This is a genomic window from Corynebacterium sp. CNJ-954 (genome assembly GCF_001942345.1).
Taxonomy (GTDB): Bacteria; Actinomycetota; Actinomycetes; order Mycobacteriales; family Mycobacteriaceae; genus Corynebacterium.
Genome location: NZ_MKKI01000011.1, coordinates 1 through 21,193, shown reverse-complemented (window position 1 = coordinate 21,193; position 21,193 = coordinate 1). Strand labels below are relative to the sequence as shown.

The window sequence follows — 21,193 nt, the reverse complement described above, 5'->3', positions numbered from 1 at the left end:
TGGATTCAGTCTTCGGTGAACGAGAGGTCGCCGATGTCAGGCTTCGGTCCGATCTCGAAGTCGTCCCCGAGGTTGTCCTTGACGATCTCCTCGAATGCCCCGGAGTCGTACATCTCCTCGAGCGCTTCGTTGACCGCCTCGCGGTCAGTGCCGTCGCCCTTGGGCAGGCCGATGCCGTAGTGCTCGTCCGTCCAGAAAGAGCCGTCCGGATTCTGCAGTTGGATGACGCGGAAGTCGTCGTTGTAGCGTTCCTTGTACCTTTCCGCGAAGCCTGCGAGGATCGTCGCATCAGTGGTCAAAGCATCCACCACGCCCTGTTTCACGCCTTCGGCGCAGGCAGCGTAGGTGTCGAACTCCTGGAGCTGGACTCCTGGCAGCGCCTCCTTGACTTTCTGCGCCGGGGTGGAACCGGACACCGAGCACAGCCGCATTCCGTCCTTGACGTCGGCGAGGCCGGTGATGCCCGTATCTGCCTCGATGAGGAGGCCCTGGTGGGTGACCATGTACGGGCCGGCGAAATCAACGGCGGCCAGACGTCCGGCGTTGATGGAGTAGCTCGCGGTGATCATGTTGACTTCGCCGTTGTTGATCAGCGTCTCACGTTGTGCTGACGGGGTTTCCCGCCATTCCATGTCGGGGACGTCCCAGCCGTGCTTGTCCGCGATGTACGTGATGACGTACCGCGAGACATCGACGTCCATTCCCTCGAACTCCTTGTCCGGTGTGCGCTCGCCGAGACCGGGTTGATCGAACTTCGTGCCGAGGGTGACGCTGCCGTTCTCGATGTCATTGAGCAGTGAGCGTGGCTCGGTGTTTCCGCAGGCCGCCAGACTGACTGCTCCGGCAGTGACGATGACGGTGGCGGCGACCCGGCGCAGGAATCTGCTGTTCTTCTTCATGGATGTCACCACCTCCTAGTGCCCGACGATCTTCGCGAGGAAGTCCTTGGCACGGTCAGACTCCGGCTTGGTGAAGAAGGTCTCCGGGTCAGTGTCCTCGACGATGGCACCGTCGGCCATGAAGAGGATGCGGTCAGCCGCGCGACGGGCGAAGCCCATCTCGTGGGTGACCACCACCATTGTCATACCGCCCGCGGCGAGATCCGCCATGACATCGAGGACCTCGTTGATCATCTCGGGGTCCAGGGCCGAGGTCGGCTCGTCGAAGAGCATCACCTTCGGCTCCATGGCGAGTGCACGCGCGATGGCGACACGTTGCTGCTGACCACCGGAGAGCTGTGCGGGGTACTTGTCGGCCTGCACCGCGATACCGACGCGGTCGAGGAGGCGGTCGGCGCTCTTCGCAGCATCCGCCTTGGAGGTCTTCCGTACCTTCATCGGAGCCAGGGTGACGTTGTCCCTGATGGTCATGTGGCTGAAGAGGTTAAAGGACTGGAACACCATGCCGACATCCGATCGCAGACGGGCGAGGTCCTTGCCCTCTTCAGGAAGGAGCTCGCCGTCGATGTGGATCTCGCCGGTGTCAATGGTTTCGAGCCGGTTGATCGTCCGGCACAGCGTGGACTTGCCCGAGCCGGACGGGCCCAGCACCACGACCACCTGGCCTGAGGGGATGTCCAGGTTGATGTCCTTCAATGCCTGGAAGTCGCCGAAGTACTTGTTCACCCCGGTAAGGGTGATCATGCTTGATGCATTCTCTTGAACAGTCATAGGTGGAGTCTAATGTTATTTCGCCCATTCTGGTGAACCTGGTGAGGTCTGAGTCACGTTACAATCTGGTAAACACGGGGTATCCGCAGTTCCGGCCTGGTACGTCGAGGGTGTCTGTTCGGTCTCCCGGGGGTGCTGGACTAGACTCGGGGACCGTGGTTGAATCCCGTAGTACTGCAGAAATGACCCGGCCTGACCGCCGGAGCACCCGAACGTACGAGGTCCGCACCTTCGGGTGTCAGATGAACGTCCATGACTCCGAGCGGTTGTCGGGACTGCTGGAAGACTCCGGCTACGTTCCCGTCGCCGGCGAAGCGACCCCCGACGTCGTGGTGTTCAACACCTGTGCGGTGCGGGAGAACGCCGATAACCGTCTCTACGGGACGCTCGGCCAGCTCAAGGAAGTCAAGGACCAGAACCCCGGAATGCAGATCGCGGTCGGGGGATGCATGGCGCAGAAGGACAAGGACGTCGTCGTCGACAAGGCACCGTGGGTGGATGTCGTCTTCGGCACGCACAACATGGGGTCGTTGCCAGCCCTGCTCTCGCGTAGCGCACACAACAACCGCGCTGAAGTGGAGATCGCTGACTCCCTCGAACAGTTCCCGTCAGTGCTTCCGGCCAAGCGTGAATCCGCCTACGCCGGTTGGGTGAGCGTGTCCGTCGGGTGCAACAACACCTGTACTTTCTGTATCGTCCCGTCTCTCCGTGGCGCGGAGCAGGACCGTCGTCCCGGAGATATCCTCGCCGAGGTCAAGGCATTGGTCGACCAGGGGGTCACCGAGGTCACGTTGCTCGGGCAGAATGTCAATGCCTACGGTGTGAACTTCTCCGACCCGTCACTGGACCGTGACCGGACAGCGTTCTCGAAACTACTCCGCGCCTGCGGGGAGATCGAGGGCCTGGAACGCCTGCGATTCACCAGCCCGCACCCTGCGGAATTCACCGATGACGTGATCGAGGCGATGGTGGATACTCCTGCAGTGTGCCCGCAACTGCACATGCCTCTGCAGTCCGGGTCCGACCGTATCTTGAAGGCGATGCGACGGTCCTACCGGTCGAAGAAGTTCCTGGGGATCCTGGAGAAGGTCCGGGAACGGATGCCGGACGCGGCCATCACCACCGACATCATCGTGGGCTTCCCCGGCGAGACGGAGGAGGACTTCCAGGAGACCCTGCGGGTCGTCGAGGAGTCGCGTTTCACGAGCGCCTACACATTCCAGTACTCACCGCGGCCCGGGACCCCGGCGGCGTCACTGTCCGACCAGATTCCCAAGGCCGTGGTACAGGACCGCTACGAGCGACTGGAACGACTGCAGGAGCGCATCAGCGGTGAGGACAACGCCGCCCAGGTGGGCCGACGGGTCGAACTCCTCGTCCAGGACGGTGGGGGACGGAAGAACGCGCAGACGCGGCGCATGTCCGGGCGTGCGCGTGACGGTCGCCTGGTCCACTTCTCGCCGGGGGAGACGAAGGTGCGTCCCGGCGACGTCGTGGAGGTCACCGTCACGGGCTCGGCACCGCACTTCCTTCTGGCGGATTCCGCTGTCCACACCCATCGGCGGACGACCGCCGGCGATATGTCGGAGGCGGGTACCGTGCCCACTACCGGCCCAGTGGGCGGCGGCGTGGGACTGGGGCTCCCCGGCATCGGCCGACCTGCCACCCCGACGACACAGAGCGGAGGCTGTGGTTGTGAGTAAAGCGGTGGACAAGAGCGGTGAAAGCCGTGAGTTGATCAACCGGCGGCGTGTCGAGGCGCTGAACAAGCACGTCGAGGAACTCGAACGTGATGCAGGTGGCGACCTCGCCAAGGCTGAACGGCGTGCCGCCGGGACGATAGTGCTCGGATCTTCGTTGCCGGTCCTGCTGTGCGGGATGATCGTCGTTCTCGTGTCGATCTTCATGCCGCATTCCGGCGAGGTGCACGGGTACGACGTGCTGTTCTACTCGGACACGGCACAGACGTTCATCACGACGCTGCCTGAGCGTGTGTACGTGTGGCTCGCGCTTGTCGGTGGAGTCCTGCTGACACTGGGGACCGTTATCTCCCGCTCGTCCCTGGTGGCGTGGCTCCACTGGACCTTGACCGGGATCGGATGGGTCTACGGGGTCCTGGCGATCGGTATGCGGCAGTCGCGCCCACCGACAGAACCAGGAGACGGTCCGTCGTTCGGACTCATCATGGGATTCGTGGGGATGCTGGTGATCTTCATCGCCCTGTCGAGCAGGCTGCTACGGCGTGGCGCGGTGCAGAAGGCGATCGCCGCCAGGCGGCGTGCGGAAGCAGGGAAGGACGAAGAGTCCAGGGCAGCGCAGCTGGTACTGCGCACCGGCCTCGCCCCGCGGCAGGACACCGAACTCATCGACGACCGTAGGGACAAGGTGCGTGCCCGGAGGCAACGGGCTGAGTACACCGGTGAGACCGGAGACGACGCTGACACGGCTGACGCGCCGGAGCAACCGGATGCTCCGGAGGATCCGGAAGAAGACAACTAGTCGCGGACGGCGTCGGCCGCTGTCTGTGCCCAGGAGCGCCATTGTTCTGCCTGGCCCCGTAGCTCCGCAGCTTTGGCGCCGCGTCCCTGTGCCTCGGCCGCGTCCGCATCAGCGGTCAGCTGGTCGACTTTCGCCTGGAACTGCGCGACCCGTGCCTCGACTTCAGGATCGGTCCTGCGCCACTGCTGCTCGGCATAGTCGCTGACCCGTGACTCCAACGCCCCGATCTTGTCCTCGAACTCCTGGACGCGGGCCCGGGGGACGAAGCCGATCGAGTCCCATTTCTCCTGGAGTTCCTGCAGGAGGTCACGGGCGCGGTCCTGGCCTGCAGCCGGGTCGATGCGTGCGTCGTACTCGTCCAGGAGGGACTGCTTGGCTTCAGCGTTCTGCTCGAACTCCGCATCCTTGCGACGGTTGTCCTCGTCCCGTGCGCCGAAGAAGACGTCCTGCGCATGCCGGAACTCGGACCACAGCCGGTCGTCATCGGCACGGCGGGCGCGTCCTGCGGCCTTCCATTCCGCCATCAGGTCCCGGTAGGCACGCGCGGTCTCGTTCCAGTTCGTCGAATCCTGCAGGGCGACGGCCTGTGCAACGAGCTTCTCCTTGGCTCGGCGCGCAGCGTCCCTTTGTTTGTCGAGATCAGCGAAATGGCTGCCTCGTCGACTGTTGAACGTCTCACGGGCGGCGCGGAAACGCGACGCCAGGTCCTTGCCGGCCGCCCGGTCTCCGCCGGCGGAGTTCCAATGCTCGCCGATCTCCTTCAGCCGGTCACCGTCCGACTTCCAGTCTGAACCGGAGTCGGCGATCCGCTCGGCATCTACCACCAGTTCGACACGGTGCTCGGCTACCCGGGCCTCCACCTGATCGGCTGTCGTGAGCAGTTCTGAGAGTCGTCGGTCGAGTCGCGCTACGTCGCCGAGGACCGCAGCCTCGGGCAGACCTTCCCGCAGTCGCCGCGCGTCGTCCCGGACCCGTGCGACGTCCTCCGGGTGGGTACCCAGCCGGGCGACCAGGACCTCCACCTCGGTGGCGAGGTCGGCGAAGCGCCGCGCATAGTGGGCGAGGCCTTCGGCGGCGGTGCCGGCCTTCCATTCCCCGATGCGACGCTCCGTGGACGGGCCGTCCCCGTCGGCGGGTACTGTGAGCCAGACGACTCCCGCATCGTCGATGCGGCCGTGGGCGGCGGCGTCCTCCACGGAGGGAGCGACGGTCGTGCTGACGGGGGCAGCGCCGGCCTGGGGCCCGGGACGTACTCCGGGACGTGCTCCGGGTCGGGGGCCGGGCTTCGGGGCATTCATCGGTCGTCCTTCGGTCGGTTGAGGGTTCTGCCTGACATTATGGCAGACCCCGTCGGGTACCATTACCGCACTGTCGTTACCGGCCGTAGACTCAGGTGACATGACAGCACACCAGCGACTGCCCCGGCCGGTGGCGGTGGTCGGCCCGACGGGGGCAGGGAAGTCCGACACCGCTCTGGCCGTGGCGGAGGCGGTTGGCGGCGAGATCGTCAACATTGACTCCATGCAGCTGTACCGGGGGATGGACATCGGTACAGCGAAACTTCCACCCGAGGACAGACGCGGGATACCCCACCACCAGTTCGACGTACTCGACGTCACGGAGGCAGCCTCTGTCGCCCGTTACCGTGACGCCGCGATCGCTGACGTGGAGGCCGTCCGCGGCCGGGGACGGACGCCGGTGGTGGTCGGCGGGTCGATGATGTACGTCCAGGCACTCCTCGACGACTGGGACCTTCCGCCCACGGACGCGGCGGTACGTCGCCGGTGGGAGCAGGAGTGCGACCGCCTCGGGGTAGAGCGGCTGCACGCCGTACTGGCGCAGAGGGATCCGGAGGCGGCGGCAGTCATCGAGAACAGGGACAGGCGCCGGACGGTGCGGGCGTTGGAGGTCATTGAACTCACCGGCCGGCCGTTCGCAGCCTCGCAACCGCCGAAAGACCGACCGACGCGGTGGGGTACGTCGATGGTCGGGCTTTCCGCGACGGCGGACTGGTTGAATCCGCGACTGGAGGCCCGGGTGAACCGTATGTTCGAGCAAGGGCTCGTCCAGGAGGTCCGCTCGCTGGTGGACCTGGGGCTGCGACGGTCGTCGACAGCGGGACAGGCCATCGGTTACGCACAGGTTCTCGACCATCTCTCCGGGGAGCTCACTCTTGACGAGGCCGTCGAACGCACGGTGACAGGCACCCGCCGCTACGCCCGACGTCAACGGGCGTGGTTCCGGCGCGACCCCCGGATCACATGGTTCGACGCTTCCGCTCCTGACGTCTCCGACCAGGTGGTGGCCGCGGTGCTCGAGGCAGTGGGTGGGACGACGGGGGAGTCGGGGAGCCACTAGACTCTCGACCATGGATGAGCGCACACAACTAGAGGTAATCAAGGGACACGGAACCGGTAATGACTTCCTCCTGATACCTGACCCTGAGGCGGTGGTGGACCTCACCGATGACCTCGTGCGCTCGCTGGCTGACCGTCATCGAGGCATCGGTGCTGACGGTGTGATCAGGATCGCCACGGCGGGTGTGCTCGTCCGTCAGGGCGTCCTGGCGCGACTGCCCGACGGTGTCCGGGACGGGGACTGGTTCATGGACTACCGCAACGCTGACGGGTCGGTGGCGGAGATGTGCGGCAACGGAGTCCGCGTTTTCGCCCATGCCCTCAGCACACTGTCCCTGACGACGTCGGACTACCGCAACGCTGACGGCACCTGGCCCGTCGGTACCCGGGCCGGACGTCGCGACGTGAGGATCCATGCCGCGACCGCCACGGATGCCGAGGTCAGCGTGGACATGGGTGCGCCGCGCATCATGGGCTCCTCCGTGGCGACACTGGACGGTGTCCGGTATGAGGGTGTCGGAGTCGACATGGGGAACCCTCACCTGGCCTGCGTCGTACCCGGGCTCACCTCCGCGGAACTCGCTGAGCTCAGGGTTGACCTGCGCCCCGACTACGAAAACTCATTCTTCCCGACGGGGGTGAACCTGGAGTTACTGACCACGCTGGAGGACGGGCGCGTGCACATGAGAGTGCACGAACGTGGGGTCGGCGAGACATTGTCCTGCGGTACCGGTACTGTCGCGGCCGCCGTCGCGGCCCTGTATGACCGGTTCGACGGCCCGTCGCGGCCGCAGGAAGCCTGGGAGGAGACCGTACGCGTCGTCATTCCCGGCGGGGAGGTGGCCGTCACGGTGGGTGCGGACAAGGACGGACAGCCGATCCCCGCCACGCTCAGAGGGCCGTCGCGCCTGGTGTTCGCCACGACGGTCACCACTGCAGCGCTCTGAGCCCTCTGGGCAGGTCAGTGGTGACGTGAACTGACGGAGTCCTGACGGGCGCGGTCCCAGAGTCTTTGCAGACTCAACGCGCGTTGGTCCGTCTCATGCAGGAGTTCTGTCAGGGACGTGACCGTCGACAAGGACGTGGTGCGTTCGGGAAGGTGCCGGAGGAACCGCTCACATGATCCGGCGGCCGCGTGGAACCGCGACACGCTGGAGATCCCGGAGCGGGCGTCGCAGAGCTCCGGACGGTGCAGTTGGCGGTCACGTACCCGGGCCGGGTCACTGGAATGCCGGAAGTCGTCCCAGTCGTCGAGAATCGCCGCGATATCGGTGGCCGACAGGTCAATGGACCGCTTCAGCGACGCGATCTCGCGCTCGGAATCCTGCCTGATGACCGTGACTGCGGCAGTGATCACCAGGATGACAGCGATGAGTATGCCGAGTCGGCCGAGGGAACTGATCACGACCCATGACAGTACGACCACGAACGCCGCCACGAGCAGGATCTTCGGGACACTCCTAGCCACAGGATCCTCCGCAACCTCCTGACCCGCAACCACACCCGCCCGAGGAACAGGATGCAGGATCCACGGCAGTGGCTGTGAACTGGACTGACCCGGCGAGGATGGTGCCGGGTGGAAGGTCGTCGCCGCCGTCGTCAGGAACGACAACGGTGAACTCGAACGGGGCAGTGACCGTGCACACCCAGAAGGACTGGCCGGTCAGGGCTGCCGTCCTGCGCTCAGCGGTGGAGACCTCGACGGCCACCGATGCCGCCGCGTGGGGTGTGACCGCGCCGGAGTTCAGGTCGGTGAGACCGGTGGAGTCTACTGAACCGACCCGCAGGACGCCCGCGCGTGCGGCATCGTCCCGCGTGCGGTGGATGGCCACGTCCGCGGCGAGTGCGGTCACCTGCATCGGTTGATACGTCAACGTCCCCTCGTCCGACAACAGGGGGCCCTGCGCGATGGTGGCGGTCAACGACGCGATCACCGGCGCGCCCTCGGCTCGGACCTGCAGGAGGGGAGAATCGGCCACGATGTCGAGCACACCGACGATGTCGTCGACCATGCTGAGGTGCGCCGAGGTTTCCGCACCACCGCTGAAACTGGCGAAGGAACCGTAGGGCGGGACAGCGAGGATGACCAGACGTGCACCACTCGGGTCGTCGTACTGCAGTACCTGTCCGTCGCGGACCTCGCCGGTGACCCGTAACGCCCCTGTCCCGTACGCTGCCTCGAGAGCATCCTGCCAGCGGCTGAAATCCAACCCCACACTTTTCAGTTCCGGAATCATGGGAGTGACTCTACTCTGTGGCCGCGACTCGTGGAAAGATGGTGGGTAATGACAAGCATGAACCAGAACCCTGAAGAGATCCACGCGGAGACCACAGTCGGAGAGCTGGACCTCGAGCAGCGGTCGAGTCTCCGGAGGCTCAGCCGTGGGACGAACGTCCACTCCACCGAACAGGACGACGGCTACGACGTCGAGTACCGCAAGCTCCGGCTCGAGAAGGTAGTGCTCGTCGGTGTATGGACCGAAGGCAGTCTCGAACAGATCGAGGCCCGCCTCGCAGAACTGGCGGCCCTGGCGGAGACCGCCGGCTCCGAGATCGCCGACATGCTCTACCAGCGCCGGGACAAACCGGATGCAGGCACCTACATCGGGTCCGGCAAGGTGGAGGAGCTGCGCCAGATCGTCGTGGAGACCAACGCGGACACGGTCGTCGCCGACGGTGAGCTCAGCCCGGGGCAGATGATCGCCCTGGAGAAGGCACTCGACGTCAAGGTCATTGACCGGACGATGCTGATCCTCGACATCTTCGCGCAGCACGCCAAGTCCAAGGAGGGCAAGGCACAGGTCGCTCTCGCGCAGCTGGAGTACCTCATCACCCGCGTGCGCGGTTGGGGCGGGGCCCTGTCGCGGCAGGCAGGTGGACGTGCGGGCTCCAACGGAGGAGTCGGACTGCGTGGACCTGGAGAGACGAAGATCGAGGCTGACCGTCGGCGACTGCGTAGCGAGATGGCCCGTCTACGTCGCGAGATCCAGGGCATGAAGAAGTCCCGTGACATCAAACGTGGTCGTCGTGACGCCTCCGCCATCGCGAAAGTCGCCATCGCGGGCTACACCAACGCAGGCAAGTCGTCCTTGCTGAACTCACTGACCGGTGCCGGGGTCCTGGTGGAGGATGCGTTGTTCGCGACCCTCGACCCCACGACCCGCCGCGCCGAGCTCGCCGACGGACGTGCAGTCGTTTTTTCGGACACCGTCGGGTTCATCCGGTTCCTGCCGACACAACTGGTCGAGGCCTTCCGTTCCACCCTGGAAGAGGTCATGGCCGCTGATGTCGTCCTGCACGTCGTTGACGGATCCGATCCTTTCCCGATGGAGCAGATCGCTGCGGTCAACAAAGTCATCGGTGAGATTGCTGAGGAGACCGGGGAGCCGGCACCACCGGAAATCCTCGTGATCAACAAAGTCGATGCCGCGGATCCGCTGGTGCTGGCTGAGCTTCGCAGCCGGTTGGATGACGTGCTGTTCGTTTCGGCCGCCACCGGTGAAGGCATTCCGGCGCTCGAGAGCAGGTTGGAGCTCTTCCTCAACTCCCTTGACGACCATGTGGTCTTGCAGGTGCCGTTCGACCGCGGGGACGTCGTGGCACGCCTGCACGAGTACGGCACCGTGCTGAGCCAGCAGTACACCGAGGACGGCACCCGTGTGGAGGTACGCTTGCCCGGGATCATCGCGGAAGAACTGTCGGACCTGCGAATCGCGGTCGGCGAGGGGACAGAATAAGCTCGTCCGAATGGACGAGATGAACACGCGGACTGATCGCGTCCCCGAGGAAGCCCCGCGCGGGTCCTTCTTCGGGTGGAGGATGCACGGAGATGGAAGAAACATCAGGCCCGGGGCGGTCGTCGCTCCGGAGGAACGGCTGACATGGCCGCGGACCGTCGGTATCGGTATGCAGCACGTCATCGCGATGTTTGGGGCGACGCTCCTGGTGCCGGCTCTCACCGGGTTCCCGGTCAACACGACACTGCTGTTCTCCGGGATCGGCACGATTCTCTTCCTGCTGATCACCCGGAACCGCGTTCCGTCTTACCTGGGCAGCTCTTTCGCTTTCATCGCGCCACTGACGGCGACCCAGGCGGAAGGCTTCGCCGCCCAGCTCGGCGGTGTACTCGTCGCAGGCTCGTACTGATCCTCGTCGGTGTGCTGGTCAAAGCTGCCGGTCGTCGTGTCCTTGACGCCGTCATGCCGCCGGCGGTGACCGGTGCCATCGTCGCGCTGATCGGGCTGAATCTTGCGCCGGCAGCGACATCCAACTTCGCTGACCAACCGTTGGTCGCCGCAGTGACGATGTGCGCGGTGCTCATTGTCACAGTTGCTGGGCGAGGCATGATCGGGCGTCTCGGTATCCTCATCGGTGTCGTCATCGGATGGGGCTTCGCCGTGGTCACCGGAAACATCGCCGACGACGCACGCGACGTCATCGGCGATGCCGCATGGTTCGGTCTGCCTGACTTCCACACCCCGGAGTTCCACGCCAGTGCGGTTCTGCTGACCTTGCCCGTCGTGGTTGTCCTCATCGCGGAGAACGTGGGGCATGTGAAGGCCGTTGCCGGGATGACGAAGAGAAACCTCGACGACCAGGCGGGCCCTGCGCTTATCGGGGACGGACTGGCGACCACGCTGGCCGGCGGGTTCGGCGGCTCAGGCACCACAACCTACGCGGAGAACATCGGGGTGATGGCCGCGACGAAGGTCTATTCGACAGCCGCCTACTGGGTCGCCGCAGCGACCGCGATGATCCTGGCCTTCGTCCCGAAATTCGGCGCGGTGATCAACACCATTCCGGCGGGGGTGCTGGGAGGAGCGACGATGGTCCTCTACGGGATGATCGGTCTCCTGGGCATCCGGATCTGGCAGGACAACAACGTGAACCTGACCAACCCGGTGAATCTTTCGGCGGCGGCCGTTGCCCTGACGGCGGGGATCGGGAACCTCACTCTGCAGATCGGCTCACTGGAGCTCGAAGGCATCGCCTGGGGGTCCGTGGGGATCATCGTGGGGTACCCGATCCTGAGGTGGTTGTTCGAGAACATCGGTGAAGGCCGCGACCTGTCGGTCCGGGACTACTACCTGAAGTCCTGAACCCTGTGCTACTCCTCGTCGAGGTTCTTGGTGATGAGCGCGGCGATGGCTTCGACGGCTTCGGCATTGTCGGAGGAGACGGTGACCTCGTCACCGTGCTCGGCGCCCAGCGCCATGATCATCAGCGAGGATGATGCGTCCGACGGCTCGTCGTCGTCCTCCCCCGGGAGGGAGAGCAGGATCTCATCGTCGTAGTTGGCCGCTGCCTCCGCGATGATGGTGGCGGGACGGGCGTGCAGGCCGACGGTGGAGCCGACGGTGACAGTGGTGGAGGCCATGGTTCTCAGGTCCTTTTCGAGTCGTCGTATCGTGTCATCAGAAGTGCGGGCACACCGAGTGTGGAGCGCCTCACTCTCTTCCAGACAGCGTAGCCGAACGGCCGGGAATTGTGCTGCACCCGCCTGCACCCTCCGGAAGGCACCCCGGTCGTTACGGTCGTTACGGTCGTCACTGTCGTCACGGTCCTCACGCCGTGACGACAGTGACGTCTTCCGCGGTGAACGCTTCGAGGTACTGGTGTGGAGCCGCGTCGTCGGTCACGAGGACGTCGATCTCGGGCACGTTGGCGAAACTGACGAGGTAGTCCCTGCCGAACTTCGTGGAGTCGCACATGGCGACGACACGGTCTGAGTTCGCGATCATCGCACGTTTCACCGCAGCTTCCTCCGCGTCAGCTGTCGACAGGCCGTGATCCATGGACAAGGCGTTGGTGCCGATGAACGCGATGTCGGCATGGTGGACGCCGATGGTGCGCAACGCGATGTCACCGACGACGGCCTGGGTGATGGGGCGGATGTGGCCACCGATCAACTGGACGTCCGACAGTCCGGCCGCGGACAGGCGGACGGCGAGGGGGAGGAAGTTAGTCAGTACCGTCAGGTTCCGGTACGGGTTGTCGTCGGGACGCCCTGTCTCTGCGATGGCGTGCGCGAGCATGGCAGTGGTTGTGCCGGCGTCGAGGAACACGGTGCCGGTCCTCGGCAGGAGTTCTGTCGCTGCCCTCCCGATCCGGATCTTCGCCTCGGTGGAGGTGGTGCTGCGTAGCTCGATCGGTGTCTCGCGGGTCTGGAATGTATTGGTGGGGACCGCGCCGCCGTGGACCCGGTGCAGTGCACCGTCGTTGTCGAGGACCGTCAGGTCACGACGGATCGTCTCGGGGGTGACGGCAAAACGCTCCGCGAGCTCGACCACGGTGACACGCCCGTTGACTGCGGTCAGTGACGCGATCTGGCGGCGACGTTCCTCTGAGTTCATGATGTGCATTGTATGGGGTCGAGGGGGTGCGAACCTCGATTCGGGGGTGAGGAGCCTGACGGGGGTGGCCCCGACGGGCCCCGAAAAGAGGGGGCGAAGAGGGTACTGTGGACGTCAACCTAATACGTCAACCGATGTCTTTTCAGATGTCCATTCTGAATATTTGTGGGAGACCAGACACTATGGCAGACACGAAAACCTCCGCACCCTCTCATGACGGTGAGCCCGTCGCTCTGAAGGGGAAGTCAGTGGTCCCCGGTACCGTCTTCGCGCCGGTGACCTGGGTGACGGACCGCCCGGAGCTGCCGGGGCCGGACAAGACAGTCGCCGAAGGGGAGAGGGAGTCAGAGTTCGAGGCGTTCACCAGGGCCGTCGACACCGTCTCGGGGCGGCTCAGTGCCCGCGCCGCAACAGTCGAGGGCAACGCCCGCCAGGTGCTTGAAGCCACGGTCGCCATAGCGAAGGACCGTGCGTGGGCCAAGAAGGTACGTAAATCGGTCAACGCAGGCCAGACCAATGTCTACGCGGTCAAACAGGCTACGGATGACTTTGTCGAGATGTTCCTCAAGGCGGGCGGTGTGATGGCGGAGAGGGTCACCGACCTGATGGATGTCCGCGACCGTGTGATCGCGGAGCTGCGCGGAGAACCCGAGCCGGGTATCCCTGACGTCGATTCTCCCCATGTCCTCTTCGCCGATGACCTGGCTCCCGCTGACACCGCGACCCTTGATCCTGAACTGATCGTCGCTGTGGTCACGGAGAAAGGCGGCGCGACGAGTCACACCGCGATCATCGCCCGCCAGCTGGACATTCCGTGCATTGTGGCAATCGGGTCGAACCTTCGTTCCATCGCCGCGGAAACCGAGGTCCTGGTTGATGCGGCCATGGGCACCGTGGAGACGGGCGTGGATCCGGCGGACGTCGAAAAGAGGGTGACGGCAGCCGCGGAACTTGCCTCGAAGGTGCGTGGCTGGCACGGACCGGCTGAAACTGCCGATGGTCACCGGGTTCAGCTTCTCGCCAACGTGCAGGACGGTGCTGCTGCAAGGCAGGCCGCGGAGTCAGTCGCGGAAGGCATCGGGCTGTTCCGGACCGAGCTCGGCTTCCTCAGTGAAACGACGGAGCCGTCGGTCGAGGAGCAGGCGGATCGCTATGCAGAGGTGTTGAGTGCTTTTCCGGAGGGCAAGGTGGTCATCCGGACGCTGGATGCAGGGTCGGACAAACCGGTTCCTTACGTGATGGCGGAGAGTGAGGAGAATCCGGCGCTCGGAGTCCGTGGACTCCGTATCGCGCGGACGAATCAGGAGCTGCTCGAGCGCCAGCTCGACGGGATTGCACTGGCCCTGAAGAAGTCGGGCCGGGAGGAGTCGTCCGCGCAGACCTGGGTTATGGCGCCGATGGTGGCTACGGTGTACGAAGCACAGTGGTTCGCGGAGTTGTGCCATGAGCGGGGACTCGTTGCGGGCGCGATGATCGAGGTTCCCGCGGCAGCGTTGATGGCAGACAAGATGATGCCCTACCTGACTTCGTCTCCATCGGTACAAATGACCTGACGCAGTACACGATGGCGGCTGACCGTATGTCAGCGTCCCTTGCCCATCTGACAGATCCGTGGCAGCCGGCAGTGCTGAGGTTGGTGCACACGACCTGCCGCGCCGGTGCGGTGACACGCACGGCGGTCGGAGTGTGTGGTGAAGCCGCTGCCGACCCGATGCTCGCGTGCGTTCTGGCGGGGCTCGGGGTGACCTCACTCTCAGCGGCTCCGCCGGCGTTGGCGGCGGTGGGCGCTCAGCTGGGTGAGATCGATTTCGCGGTGTGCCGGGAAATGGCGGCCGCAGCGCTCGACGCTGACGGGGCAGAAGAGGCGAAGACCGCCGCAGCAGCGGTCCTCGGCCTCTAGTTCCACGCCCTCGGCGGTGTCAGGGTCCCTGACGGTCAGTCGGCGGTCCGCTCAAATCTTGCGGAGGACAGCGACGACGCGGCCGAGGATGTCGGCGTTGTCACCGGGGATAGGCTCGAAGAGATCATTGTGGGGGAGAAGCCAGACACCGCTGCCGTCCTTCTGGAACTCCTTGACTGTTGCCTCGCCATCGATCATGGCCGCAACGAAGTCGCCGAGTTCGGCGACCTTCTGTGACCGGACAGCGACCCAGTCGCCGTTGAAAATACCCGCGTCCCGCATGGACTCTCCCACTACCTGCAGGAGGAACAGTTCGCCGCTGCCCACCAGTTCCTGCGGCAGCGGAAAGTGAGCTTCCACGTGTTCTTCGGCCAGAATCGGTGAACCGGCAGCGATCTGGCCCACCACAGGGACGAACGACGGAGCAGGCATCCCTTCCGGGCCAGGGGTGGATGCCGGCTTGGGCCCTGGACGGGATACCACCTCATCCTCGAAATCCCGGATGTCTACAGCGCGAGGCTTGTTGTCCTCCCGCCGGAGATATCCCTTCCTCTCCAGCTCCCGCAGGTGGTACGACACTGATGATGTGGAGTTCAGACCCACGGCGTCACAGATCTCGCGGATGCTGGGCGGGTAGCCCCGGAACCGCGTGGCATCTTTGATGACGTCCATGATGCGGCGCTGACGGTCGGAGAGCTTCTCCCTGCCCTTGTCATCACTACCCGCTCCCGCACCGGCGAGGGAGGCGCGCTTTCTGCCCCCTGGACCTGCCCCCGTGGAGGACTTCTGTTTCTCTGCCATCTGACCCACTCCTGGTCTCGTTGTACCGATCGTGGTTTCGACAGTACATCACCGCACCGACATTGTTCATAAGGGTGTTCGAACGTGTCGCGGAAGTTGTGGACTTCCTCGAACACCCGTGCTAGCGTCTGGAGCGTAGGTTAGAGTTCGAACACACGAACGAAGATTGCGATCATGGCGCGAGATGATGTCCGACTGCAGTGCTGTCATGGTCCTGTCAGATTCCGCAGATCAGATTCGTTTTCACGGAAAGTGGGTTGTCATGAGCACGACGTCGGTACGTAATCGCCCGGATATTGACCGTCTCCCTGTCTACCGGCGTCCGGAGTGGACACGTGTCGTGGAGACGGGCCGATCGAACACCTGGGGGCACGGCGCGGTGCGCCACCCCTCTGCGGCTCAGATGGAACGTCGCAGGATCTGCGGGGCCTGTGAAGAACGTCCGTTCGATGCCGGGTCTCGTGCGCGCCGCATACGTCGCCGTATGTCATCTGTCCTCGGTTCTCCGGGCGTTACGTTGGTGTCTCTCGCGTCGCTGGTGGTGATGCTCGCGGCGTCACCGGTGTTGACAGGTCCGGACGAGGAGGCTGTCACACCTGCCAGGACTGCCACGGTAACCGTCGGGGACAACACCAGCCTGGCTGACATCGCCAGAGAGCATGTCCCGGGTGCATCGGTGGGAGACGCAGTGGCGAGGATTGCGTCTCTCAACGACCTCAGTGAATTCGGCGTAGATGCCGGGCAGGGCACCGATGCGGGGGCCACGCGCCAGGTCGTCATCCCGGTCTACTGACCGGACAACGCTCGGAGACGGTTCCAGGGGTAGCATGTGGGGCCGTACCGTTCCACTGATCTCTGTAAGGGAGAACGTCGTGCTTTGTCCCGCGTGCCGCTCCGAAGACTCCCGGGTGGTGGATTCCCGTACGGTCGAATCCGGTTCGGCGATCCGTCGTCGACGTGAATGTCTGACCTGCAGGACAAGGTTCACGACACTTGAACGCTCAGTGCTCCTGGTGACCAAACGAAGCGGCGTGACCGAAGAATTCCGCCGCGACAAGGTCATCAGGGGTGTCGGCCGTGCATGTCAGGGACTCGATGTCTCTGGCGACGACCTCAAGATACTCGCCCATGACGTCGAGCAGTCGCTTCGCGCGTCCTACGGTTCGCAGGTAGCCGCGGACGACATCGGCCTGGCGATTCTCGAGCCTCTGCGTAACCTCAATGAAGTCGCGTACCTGAGGTTCGCCTCGGTGTACAAGTCCTTCCGGTCCACCGAGGACTTCGAGACGGAGATCCGGGCACTCCGTCAGCGTCGTGAAGACGCCGCTGAATAAGTCAGCGGATCTTCGCGAGCGCCTTCTTCACCCGCGCCGCGCTGGCAGGACGGGAGGTCCCGAGGTTCTGGGCGAACAACGACACCCGGAACTCCTCGACCAACCATTCAACATCCTTGAACTGGGGAGACGCTGAGCGTGCGGCGGGGAGCCGCTTCCGGGTCTCGGCAATGGCTTCCGTGCACTCCCTGACCTGGTCATCAAGTGCCGCCTCACGGTCCGGGTCTGACTCCATCATTGAAAGCCGGGACTTCATTGCGGCCACATAGCGCGGCACGTGGCGTAGGTTCTCTACTCCGTTCTTCGCGACACGATGGGGGCCGAGATAGAAATCCAACTGCCCCCTCATCTCATCGATCGCCGCGCCGTCCCAGCCCTCCAGCTCCTGCGACATGTCAGAGACAGCCAGGACAGCGGGGGAGATCGCCACGAAGATCTGCCGGACCAGCCCCGGTCCTTTCTCTCGTGCTGCGGTCACAGCTTCTGCGCAGCGTTCCGGGTCACGGATCACCGGGCCGAAGCGGTTCAGCAGCTCGCGGCACGCGAGGACACGGCAGTCGTCGACCAGAGCATCCGGACCGCCGTGAGGATACGTGTCGACCGCGACACGCTGCCGCAGCGGCAGCCCCTTAACCGTCTGTTTGGTGGACACCTGGCACGCGTCCACCATCATCTCGAGAACCGTCGAGAACTGCTGACCGGCGGCCGCCTGGGCTGTCGGAAACGCCTTGAGAACAACACCGTTCCCCCTCTCCGAGGCGGCTGCAACGAGTGCAGGGTGTGCGGACGTCGTCTGACCGTCCACCACCGTTTCGACGGACTCGGGTATCGTTCCGATTCCCTCGGCTGTCCAGTTCTCCGACCTTGCGAGTATTCCGCCTCCCCCTGCGGAACCGCGCTGGTCCTTCTTCCTCTTTCCCGATTGCTGATGGGCGGCGGAATCGAGGGGGCTGGGGCTGGACCGGCCATGCCCCTGCGATGAACGCGCGGTAGCCGACGCGATCGACTGGGTGATTTCGCCGGAGAGCCTCTCCTGGAGATCACCGAGGTCCTTGGACGCCGCAATGACCTTGCCTCGCCGGTCCACCGCAGCATATGTCATGCGCAGGTGTGCAGGAACCCGGTTCCAGTCGAAGTCGGTGGCGCCGATCCCGGTGCCTCCCAGAGAGCGGAGTGCGTCAGCAAGGGCCTGGTCGACCGGTCCGTCATAGGGGGTCATTCGATCCAGCGCGGCACGGGCGAACTGGGCCGCCGGGACCACGGATGTCCGTAGTGGTTTCGGCAGGGTCCTGATCAGAGCGACGCAAAGCTCTTCGCGCATACCTGAGACCAACCACTTGGTGTCGCGGTCGGTCACGCCTGCCAACAATGGAAGTGGAATACGCATAGTGATTCCGTCCGCCGGATCCCCCGGACGGAAGACGTACGTCAGGTCGAACTCCATCGACCCCTGACGCCACGTATCGGGGAACTCACGGGCCTGGGCGGCACCTCCATCCGAACCGATGAGGGCCTCAGGGGTCATGTCCAGCAGGTGCGGATTCTTCTGCCGGGCTTTCTTCCACCAGGAGTCGAAGTGACGGGCCGAGACGATACTCGCCGGAAGGCGCTCATCGTAGAAGGTGTAGATCGTCTCATCGTCAACGACGATGTCACGACGGCGTGCCTTGTCCTCCAGTTGGCCAGCTTCGTCCAGAAGTTCGCGGTTATGCAGGAAGAAGCGGTGGTTGGTGCGCCAGTCACCGTCGACGAGTGCATTTCGGATGAACATGTCCCGGGCGGCTTCAGGATCGGTTTTGGACAGGTTCACCCGCCGGTCGCTGATGACGGGAAGTCCGAGCATCGATGCTTTCTCGATCGCCAGGGCGGCTCCCTGCTTACTGGACCAGAATGGCTCAGCGTAGGAGTACCGCATCAGCTGCGGGGCGATTTCCTCGATCCACTCCGGCACCACAGGCGCCACGGTCCGCGCGAAAACCTGTGATGTCTCGACGAGTTCAGCGGCCATCACCCACTGAGGCGGCTTCTTCGCAAGATGCGAGGACGGATGGATCACGAAAGACGTGTTGCGGGTTCCCGTGAACTGACGGGAGTTCCCCTGGCGCATGCCTACGTTGGTGACAAGTCCGGCCAGCAGAGATTTATGTATTCCGGTCTCGTCGGGGGAAACCGGCCTGCCCTGGTCCTCCCCGAGGTCGAAGGTCAGTTCGCGGAAATGACGGACATTGGGGATCGACCATCTGAGTTCCTGGATCACGGTGAAGAGCTGCCGGACCAGGTCCATCCACTCGAGGACGCGGACATAATGGATGAACTCGTCACGGCACAATCTGCGGAACTTGTTGCCCGAGAGTTCCTGGCGGCGTGACTGCAGATAGTTCCACAACTTAAGCACGGAAATGAAGTCGGAGTTCGCGGAGAACCTTGCGTGGAGCTGGTCTGCACGGGCCTGGTGCTCCGCGGGGCGTTCGCGGACGTCCTGGATACTCAATGCCGCGACAATGACGGCGATCTGCTCGAGCACCCCGTTGCCATGGGCCGAAGAGAGCATCTTCGCCAGGCGGGGGTCCGTCGGAATGCGCGCCATGTCGCGGCCGGTGTCGGTCAGGGCCGGGGTCGACGTCGATTTTCCGGCGGTGTCGAGTGCTCCGAGCTCCTGGAGAAGTTGCACGCCGTCACGGACCGACTTGGAGTCCGGCGGCTGAAGGAACGGGAACTTCCGGATGTCGCCCAGGTCGAGTGCGGCCATGGACAGGATAACGCTGGCGAGGTGCGTACGAAGGATTTCCGGATCCGTGAACTCCGGTCGTGCCTGGAAGTTCTCCTCGGAGTACAGACGTATCGCGATACCGTCGGACGTGCGGCCGCACCGGCCCGAGCGTTGTTTGGCGGAGGCCTGGCTGATCTCCTCCACGGGCAGACGCTGGACCTTCGTGCGGTGTGAGTACCGCGAGATACGCGCATAACCGGTATCGATCACGTACTTGATACCAGGGACCGTGAGTGAGGTCTCGGCGATGTTCGTCGCCAGCACGACCCGGCGACGGTTACCGGGGGAGAAGACACGGTGCTGCTCCGCTGCCGACAGACGACCGAAGAGCGGAAGAACGTCCACGCCACGGAACTTCTCGTCCTGCAGCGCGTCCGCCGCGTCGCGAATCTCACGCTCACCGGAGAAGAAACAGAGGATATCTCCCGGTCCTTCGGAGATGAGCTCACGGGTGGCTTCGAGCAGTCCCTCGAGCGGATCGGTCTCGACCTCCCGGAACGCCGGGGCGTCCACGCCACTCCTGTTGTCTTCCACCAGGCGGGTCAGCGGACGGTAACGCACCTCCACCGGGTAGGTACGACCCGAGACCTCGATCACCGGTGCAGGGGTGCCGTCTGCGTCGGCGAAGTGCGCGGCGAAAGACTCCGGGTCGATCGTCGCCGAGGTGATGATGACTTTCAGATCGGGGCGTCGAGGGAGAAGTTCCCGCAGGTAGCCCAGGAGGAAGTCGATGTTCAGGCTGCGCTCGTGTGCTTCATCGACAATGATCGTGTCGTAGGCTTTCAGAAGCCTGTCACGCTGGATCTCAGCCAGGAGGATACCGTCGGTCATCAGCTTGACCGCCGTGGACCGGTTGACGTGATCATCGAAGCGGATCTTGTAGCCGACACGACTACCGGGCTCGCCGGCCTTCTCACCGAGTTCGTCGGCGATACGGTCGGCGACGCTACGGGCTGCGATACGCCGGGGCTGGGTGTGTCCGATCCTCTTGTCGGCACCTCGTCCGAGTTCGAGACACATCTTCGGTAGCTGTGTCGTTTTCCCGGACCCGGTCTCTCCGGCGACGATGACAACCTGGTTGTCCCTGATCGCCGCCATGATCTCGTCCCTGCGAGCCGACACAGGAAGAGATTCCGGGAAAGAGAGGTTGTCGGTCAGGTTCAACCGCAGAGACCGGCGGGGAGCATTTCCTGACGTGGAGCCGCGTTGGCGCCCCCGGCCCCTCCTGCGGCCCTTCGGCCTGTTGCCACCTGCGTTGTCTTCGTCGGAAACCACCCGACGATTCTACCACTGGACCTGAAAAAGCCCGCCGCACACCAGTGTGCGACGGGCAGACGGCACCACTCTAGCGTGCGTCCTCGATGTCGATTGCCTGGGCGACGCCCTGGACAACGGCGGCGACCTTAACTGCTTCGAAGACCTGCTCCTTGGTCAGGCCTTCATCGCGCACGGTCTTCTCGTGGGCGATGGTGCAGTGCTCGCAACCGTTGATGGTCGACACGGCCAGCG

The 21,193-nt window shown here is 64.4% G+C and carries 17 protein-coding genes and 2 pseudogenes; 9 read left to right on the top strand and 10 right to left on the bottom strand.

All coding sequences use genetic code 11. The features are described from left to right. Nucleotides 1-5 precede the first annotated feature (5 nt). Nucleotides 6-899, bottom strand: coding sequence for a glutamate ABC transporter substrate-binding protein (locus tag BJF89_RS04715; protein WP_075813330.1), 894 nt, complete (start codon nucleotides 897-899; stop codon nucleotides 6-8). A gap of 15 nt (nucleotides 900-914) precedes the next feature. Next, nucleotides 915-1,643: an amino acid ABC transporter ATP-binding protein gene (locus tag BJF89_RS04710; protein ID WP_075812715.1), complete on the bottom strand. Its 729-nt coding sequence runs from the start codon at nucleotides 1,641-1,643 to the stop codon at nucleotides 915-917. 209 nt (nucleotides 1,644-1,852) lie between these two features. Here BJF89_RS04710 and miaB point away from each other — a divergent pair, with 209 nt between their 5' ends. Then, the gene (miaB, locus tag BJF89_RS04705; RefSeq protein ID WP_083650498.1) at nucleotides 1,853-3,373 is read left to right on the top strand and encodes a tRNA (N6-isopentenyl adenosine(37)-C2)-methylthiotransferase MiaB; all 1,521 of its coding nucleotides are present in this window, start codon (nucleotides 1,853-1,855) and stop codon (nucleotides 3,371-3,373) included. Beyond that, entirely contained in the window at nucleotides 3,366-4,169 is an 804-nt protein-coding gene (locus BJF89_RS04700; RefSeq protein ID WP_187344676.1) for a hypothetical protein, read from the top strand. Before miaB ends, BJF89_RS04700 begins: the two co-directional genes overlap by 8 nt. Here the strand turns inward: BJF89_RS04700 and BJF89_RS04695 are convergent. Then, nucleotides 4,166-5,467, bottom strand: a complete 1,302-nt coding sequence (locus tag BJF89_RS04695) for a DUF349 domain-containing protein (protein WP_075812711.1) — start codon at nucleotides 5,465-5,467, stop codon at nucleotides 4,166-4,168. The two genes, BJF89_RS04700 and BJF89_RS04695, sit on opposite strands and share 4 nt — an antisense overlap. A gap of 118 nt (nucleotides 5,468-5,585) precedes the next feature. Here BJF89_RS04695 and miaA point away from each other — a divergent pair, with 118 nt between their 5' ends. Next, the gene (gene miaA, locus BJF89_RS04690) at nucleotides 5,586-6,527 is read left to right on the top strand and encodes a tRNA (adenosine(37)-N6)-dimethylallyltransferase MiaA (protein WP_369803657.1); all 942 of its coding nucleotides are present in this window, start codon (nucleotides 5,586-5,588) and stop codon (nucleotides 6,525-6,527) included. Nucleotides 6,528-6,537: 10 nt separating this feature from the next. Further along, nucleotides 6,538-7,473 (top strand): diaminopimelate epimerase, encoded by a 936-nt coding sequence (gene dapF, locus BJF89_RS04685; RefSeq protein WP_075812707.1) that lies wholly within the window; start codon nucleotides 6,538-6,540, stop codon nucleotides 7,471-7,473. Nucleotides 7,474-7,487: 14 nt separating this feature from the next. On the opposite strand, the gene BJF89_RS04680 is transcribed toward dapF, so the two are convergent. After that, a complete protein-coding gene (locus BJF89_RS04680) occupies nucleotides 7,488-7,994 on the bottom strand; it encodes a hypothetical protein (RefSeq protein ID WP_083650497.1) in 507 nt (168 codons plus the stop codon). Further along, nucleotides 7,987-8,763, bottom strand: coding sequence for a hypothetical protein (locus BJF89_RS04675; RefSeq protein ID WP_075812705.1), 777 nt, complete (start codon nucleotides 8,761-8,763; stop codon nucleotides 7,987-7,989). The genes BJF89_RS04680 and BJF89_RS04675 overlap by 8 nt, the downstream gene beginning before the upstream one ends. 57 nt (nucleotides 8,764-8,820) lie before the next feature. Between BJF89_RS04675 and hflX the strand changes: the two genes are divergently transcribed. Continuing rightward, complete coding sequence (gene hflX, locus BJF89_RS04670) at nucleotides 8,821-10,263, top strand: GTPase HflX (RefSeq protein WP_255372489.1); 1,443 nt, start codon at nucleotides 8,821-8,823, stop codon at nucleotides 10,261-10,263. A 19-nt stretch (nucleotides 10,264-10,282) separates the two neighbouring features. Beyond that, nucleotides 10,283-11,625: pseudogene (locus BJF89_RS04665) on the top strand (uracil-xanthine permease family protein). A gap of 8 nt (nucleotides 11,626-11,633) precedes the next feature. Here BJF89_RS04665 and BJF89_RS04660 read toward each other — a convergent pair. Both BJF89_RS04660 and BJF89_RS04655 read right to left on the bottom strand, forming a co-directional pair. Beyond that, nucleotides 11,634-11,903, bottom strand: a complete 270-nt coding sequence (locus tag BJF89_RS04660; protein WP_038548319.1) for an HPr family phosphocarrier protein — start codon at nucleotides 11,901-11,903, stop codon at nucleotides 11,634-11,636. Nucleotides 11,904-12,090: 187 nt separating this feature from the next. Next, on the bottom strand, nucleotides 12,091-12,879 hold the full coding sequence (locus BJF89_RS04655; RefSeq protein ID WP_075813324.1) for a DeoR/GlpR family DNA-binding transcription regulator: 789 nt from the start codon (nucleotides 12,877-12,879) through the stop codon (nucleotides 12,091-12,093). A gap of 182 nt (nucleotides 12,880-13,061) precedes the next feature. Between BJF89_RS04655 and ptsP the strand changes: the two are divergent. Continuing rightward, nucleotides 13,062-14,779, top strand: a pseudogene (gene ptsP / locus BJF89_RS04650) (phosphoenolpyruvate--protein phosphotransferase). A 51-nt stretch (nucleotides 14,780-14,830) separates the two neighbouring features. Here the strand turns inward: ptsP and lexA are convergent. Continuing rightward, entirely contained in the window at nucleotides 14,831-15,580 is a 750-nt protein-coding gene (lexA, locus tag BJF89_RS04645; RefSeq protein WP_083650496.1) for a transcriptional repressor LexA, read from the bottom strand. A gap of 262 nt (nucleotides 15,581-15,842) precedes the next feature. On the opposite strand from lexA, the gene BJF89_RS04640 reads away from it, so the two are divergent. Both BJF89_RS04640 and nrdR read left to right on the top strand, forming a co-directional pair. Then, the gene (locus BJF89_RS04640; RefSeq protein WP_139311880.1) at nucleotides 15,843-16,373 is read left to right on the top strand and encodes a hypothetical protein; all 531 of its coding nucleotides are present in this window, start codon (nucleotides 15,843-15,845) and stop codon (nucleotides 16,371-16,373) included. Between the two features lie 79 nt (nucleotides 16,374-16,452). Beyond that, nucleotides 16,453-16,914, top strand: coding sequence for a transcriptional regulator NrdR (nrdR, locus tag BJF89_RS04635; RefSeq protein ID WP_075812697.1), 462 nt, complete (start codon nucleotides 16,453-16,455; stop codon nucleotides 16,912-16,914). Nucleotide 16,915: 1 nt separating this feature from the next. Here nrdR and hrpA read toward each other — a convergent pair whose 3' ends face one another. Both hrpA and BJF89_RS04625 read right to left on the bottom strand, forming a co-directional pair. Beyond that, on the bottom strand, nucleotides 16,916-20,959 hold the full coding sequence (hrpA, locus tag BJF89_RS04630; protein WP_075812695.1) for an ATP-dependent RNA helicase HrpA: 4,044 nt from the start codon (nucleotides 20,957-20,959) through the stop codon (nucleotides 16,916-16,918). A 70-nt stretch (nucleotides 20,960-21,029) separates the two neighbouring features. Next, nucleotides 21,030-21,193 (bottom strand): carboxymuconolactone decarboxylase family protein (locus BJF89_RS04625; RefSeq protein ID WP_187344675.1); only part of this gene is annotated, 164 nt, incomplete at its 5' end.

What these genes read in the sequence shown, in the direction of transcription:
- BJF89_RS04655 (WP_075813324.1), bottom strand. Translation starts at nt 12,879, where the DNA reads ATGAACTCAGAGGAACGTCGCCGCCAGATCGCGTCACTGACCGCAGTC.
- hflX (WP_255372489.1), top strand. Translation starts at nt 8,821, where the DNA reads ATGAACCAGAACCCTGAAGAGATCCACGCGGAGACCACAGTCGGAGAG.
- miaB (WP_083650498.1), top strand. Translation starts at nt 1,853, where the DNA reads ATGACCCGGCCTGACCGCCGGAGCACCCGAACGTACGAGGTCCGCACC.
- BJF89_RS04675 (WP_075812705.1), bottom strand. Translation starts at nt 8,763, where the DNA reads ATGATTCCGGAACTGAAAAGTGTGGGGTTGGATTTCAGCCGCTGGCAG.
- BJF89_RS04695 (WP_075812711.1), bottom strand. Translation starts at nt 5,467, where the DNA reads ATGAATGCCCCGAAGCCCGGCCCCCGACCCGGAGCACGTCCCGGAGTA.
- BJF89_RS04715 (WP_075813330.1), bottom strand. Translation starts at nt 899, where the DNA reads ATGAAGAAGAACAGCAGATTCCTGCGCCGGGTCGCCGCCACCGTCATC.
- BJF89_RS04640 (WP_139311880.1), top strand. Translation starts at nt 15,843, where the DNA reads ATGAGCACGACGTCGGTACGTAATCGCCCGGATATTGACCGTCTCCCT.
- BJF89_RS04710 (WP_075812715.1), bottom strand. Translation starts at nt 1,643, where the DNA reads ATGATCACCCTTACCGGGGTGAACAAGTACTTCGGCGACTTCCAGGCA.
- dapF (WP_075812707.1), top strand. Translation starts at nt 6,538, where the DNA reads ATGGATGAGCGCACACAACTAGAGGTAATCAAGGGACACGGAACCGGT.
- BJF89_RS04660 (WP_038548319.1), bottom strand. Translation starts at nt 11,903, where the DNA reads ATGGCCTCCACCACTGTCACCGTCGGCTCCACCGTCGGCCTGCACGCC.
- lexA (WP_083650496.1), bottom strand. Translation starts at nt 15,580, where the DNA reads ATGGCAGAGAAACAGAAGTCCTCCACGGGGGCAGGTCCAGGGGGCAGA.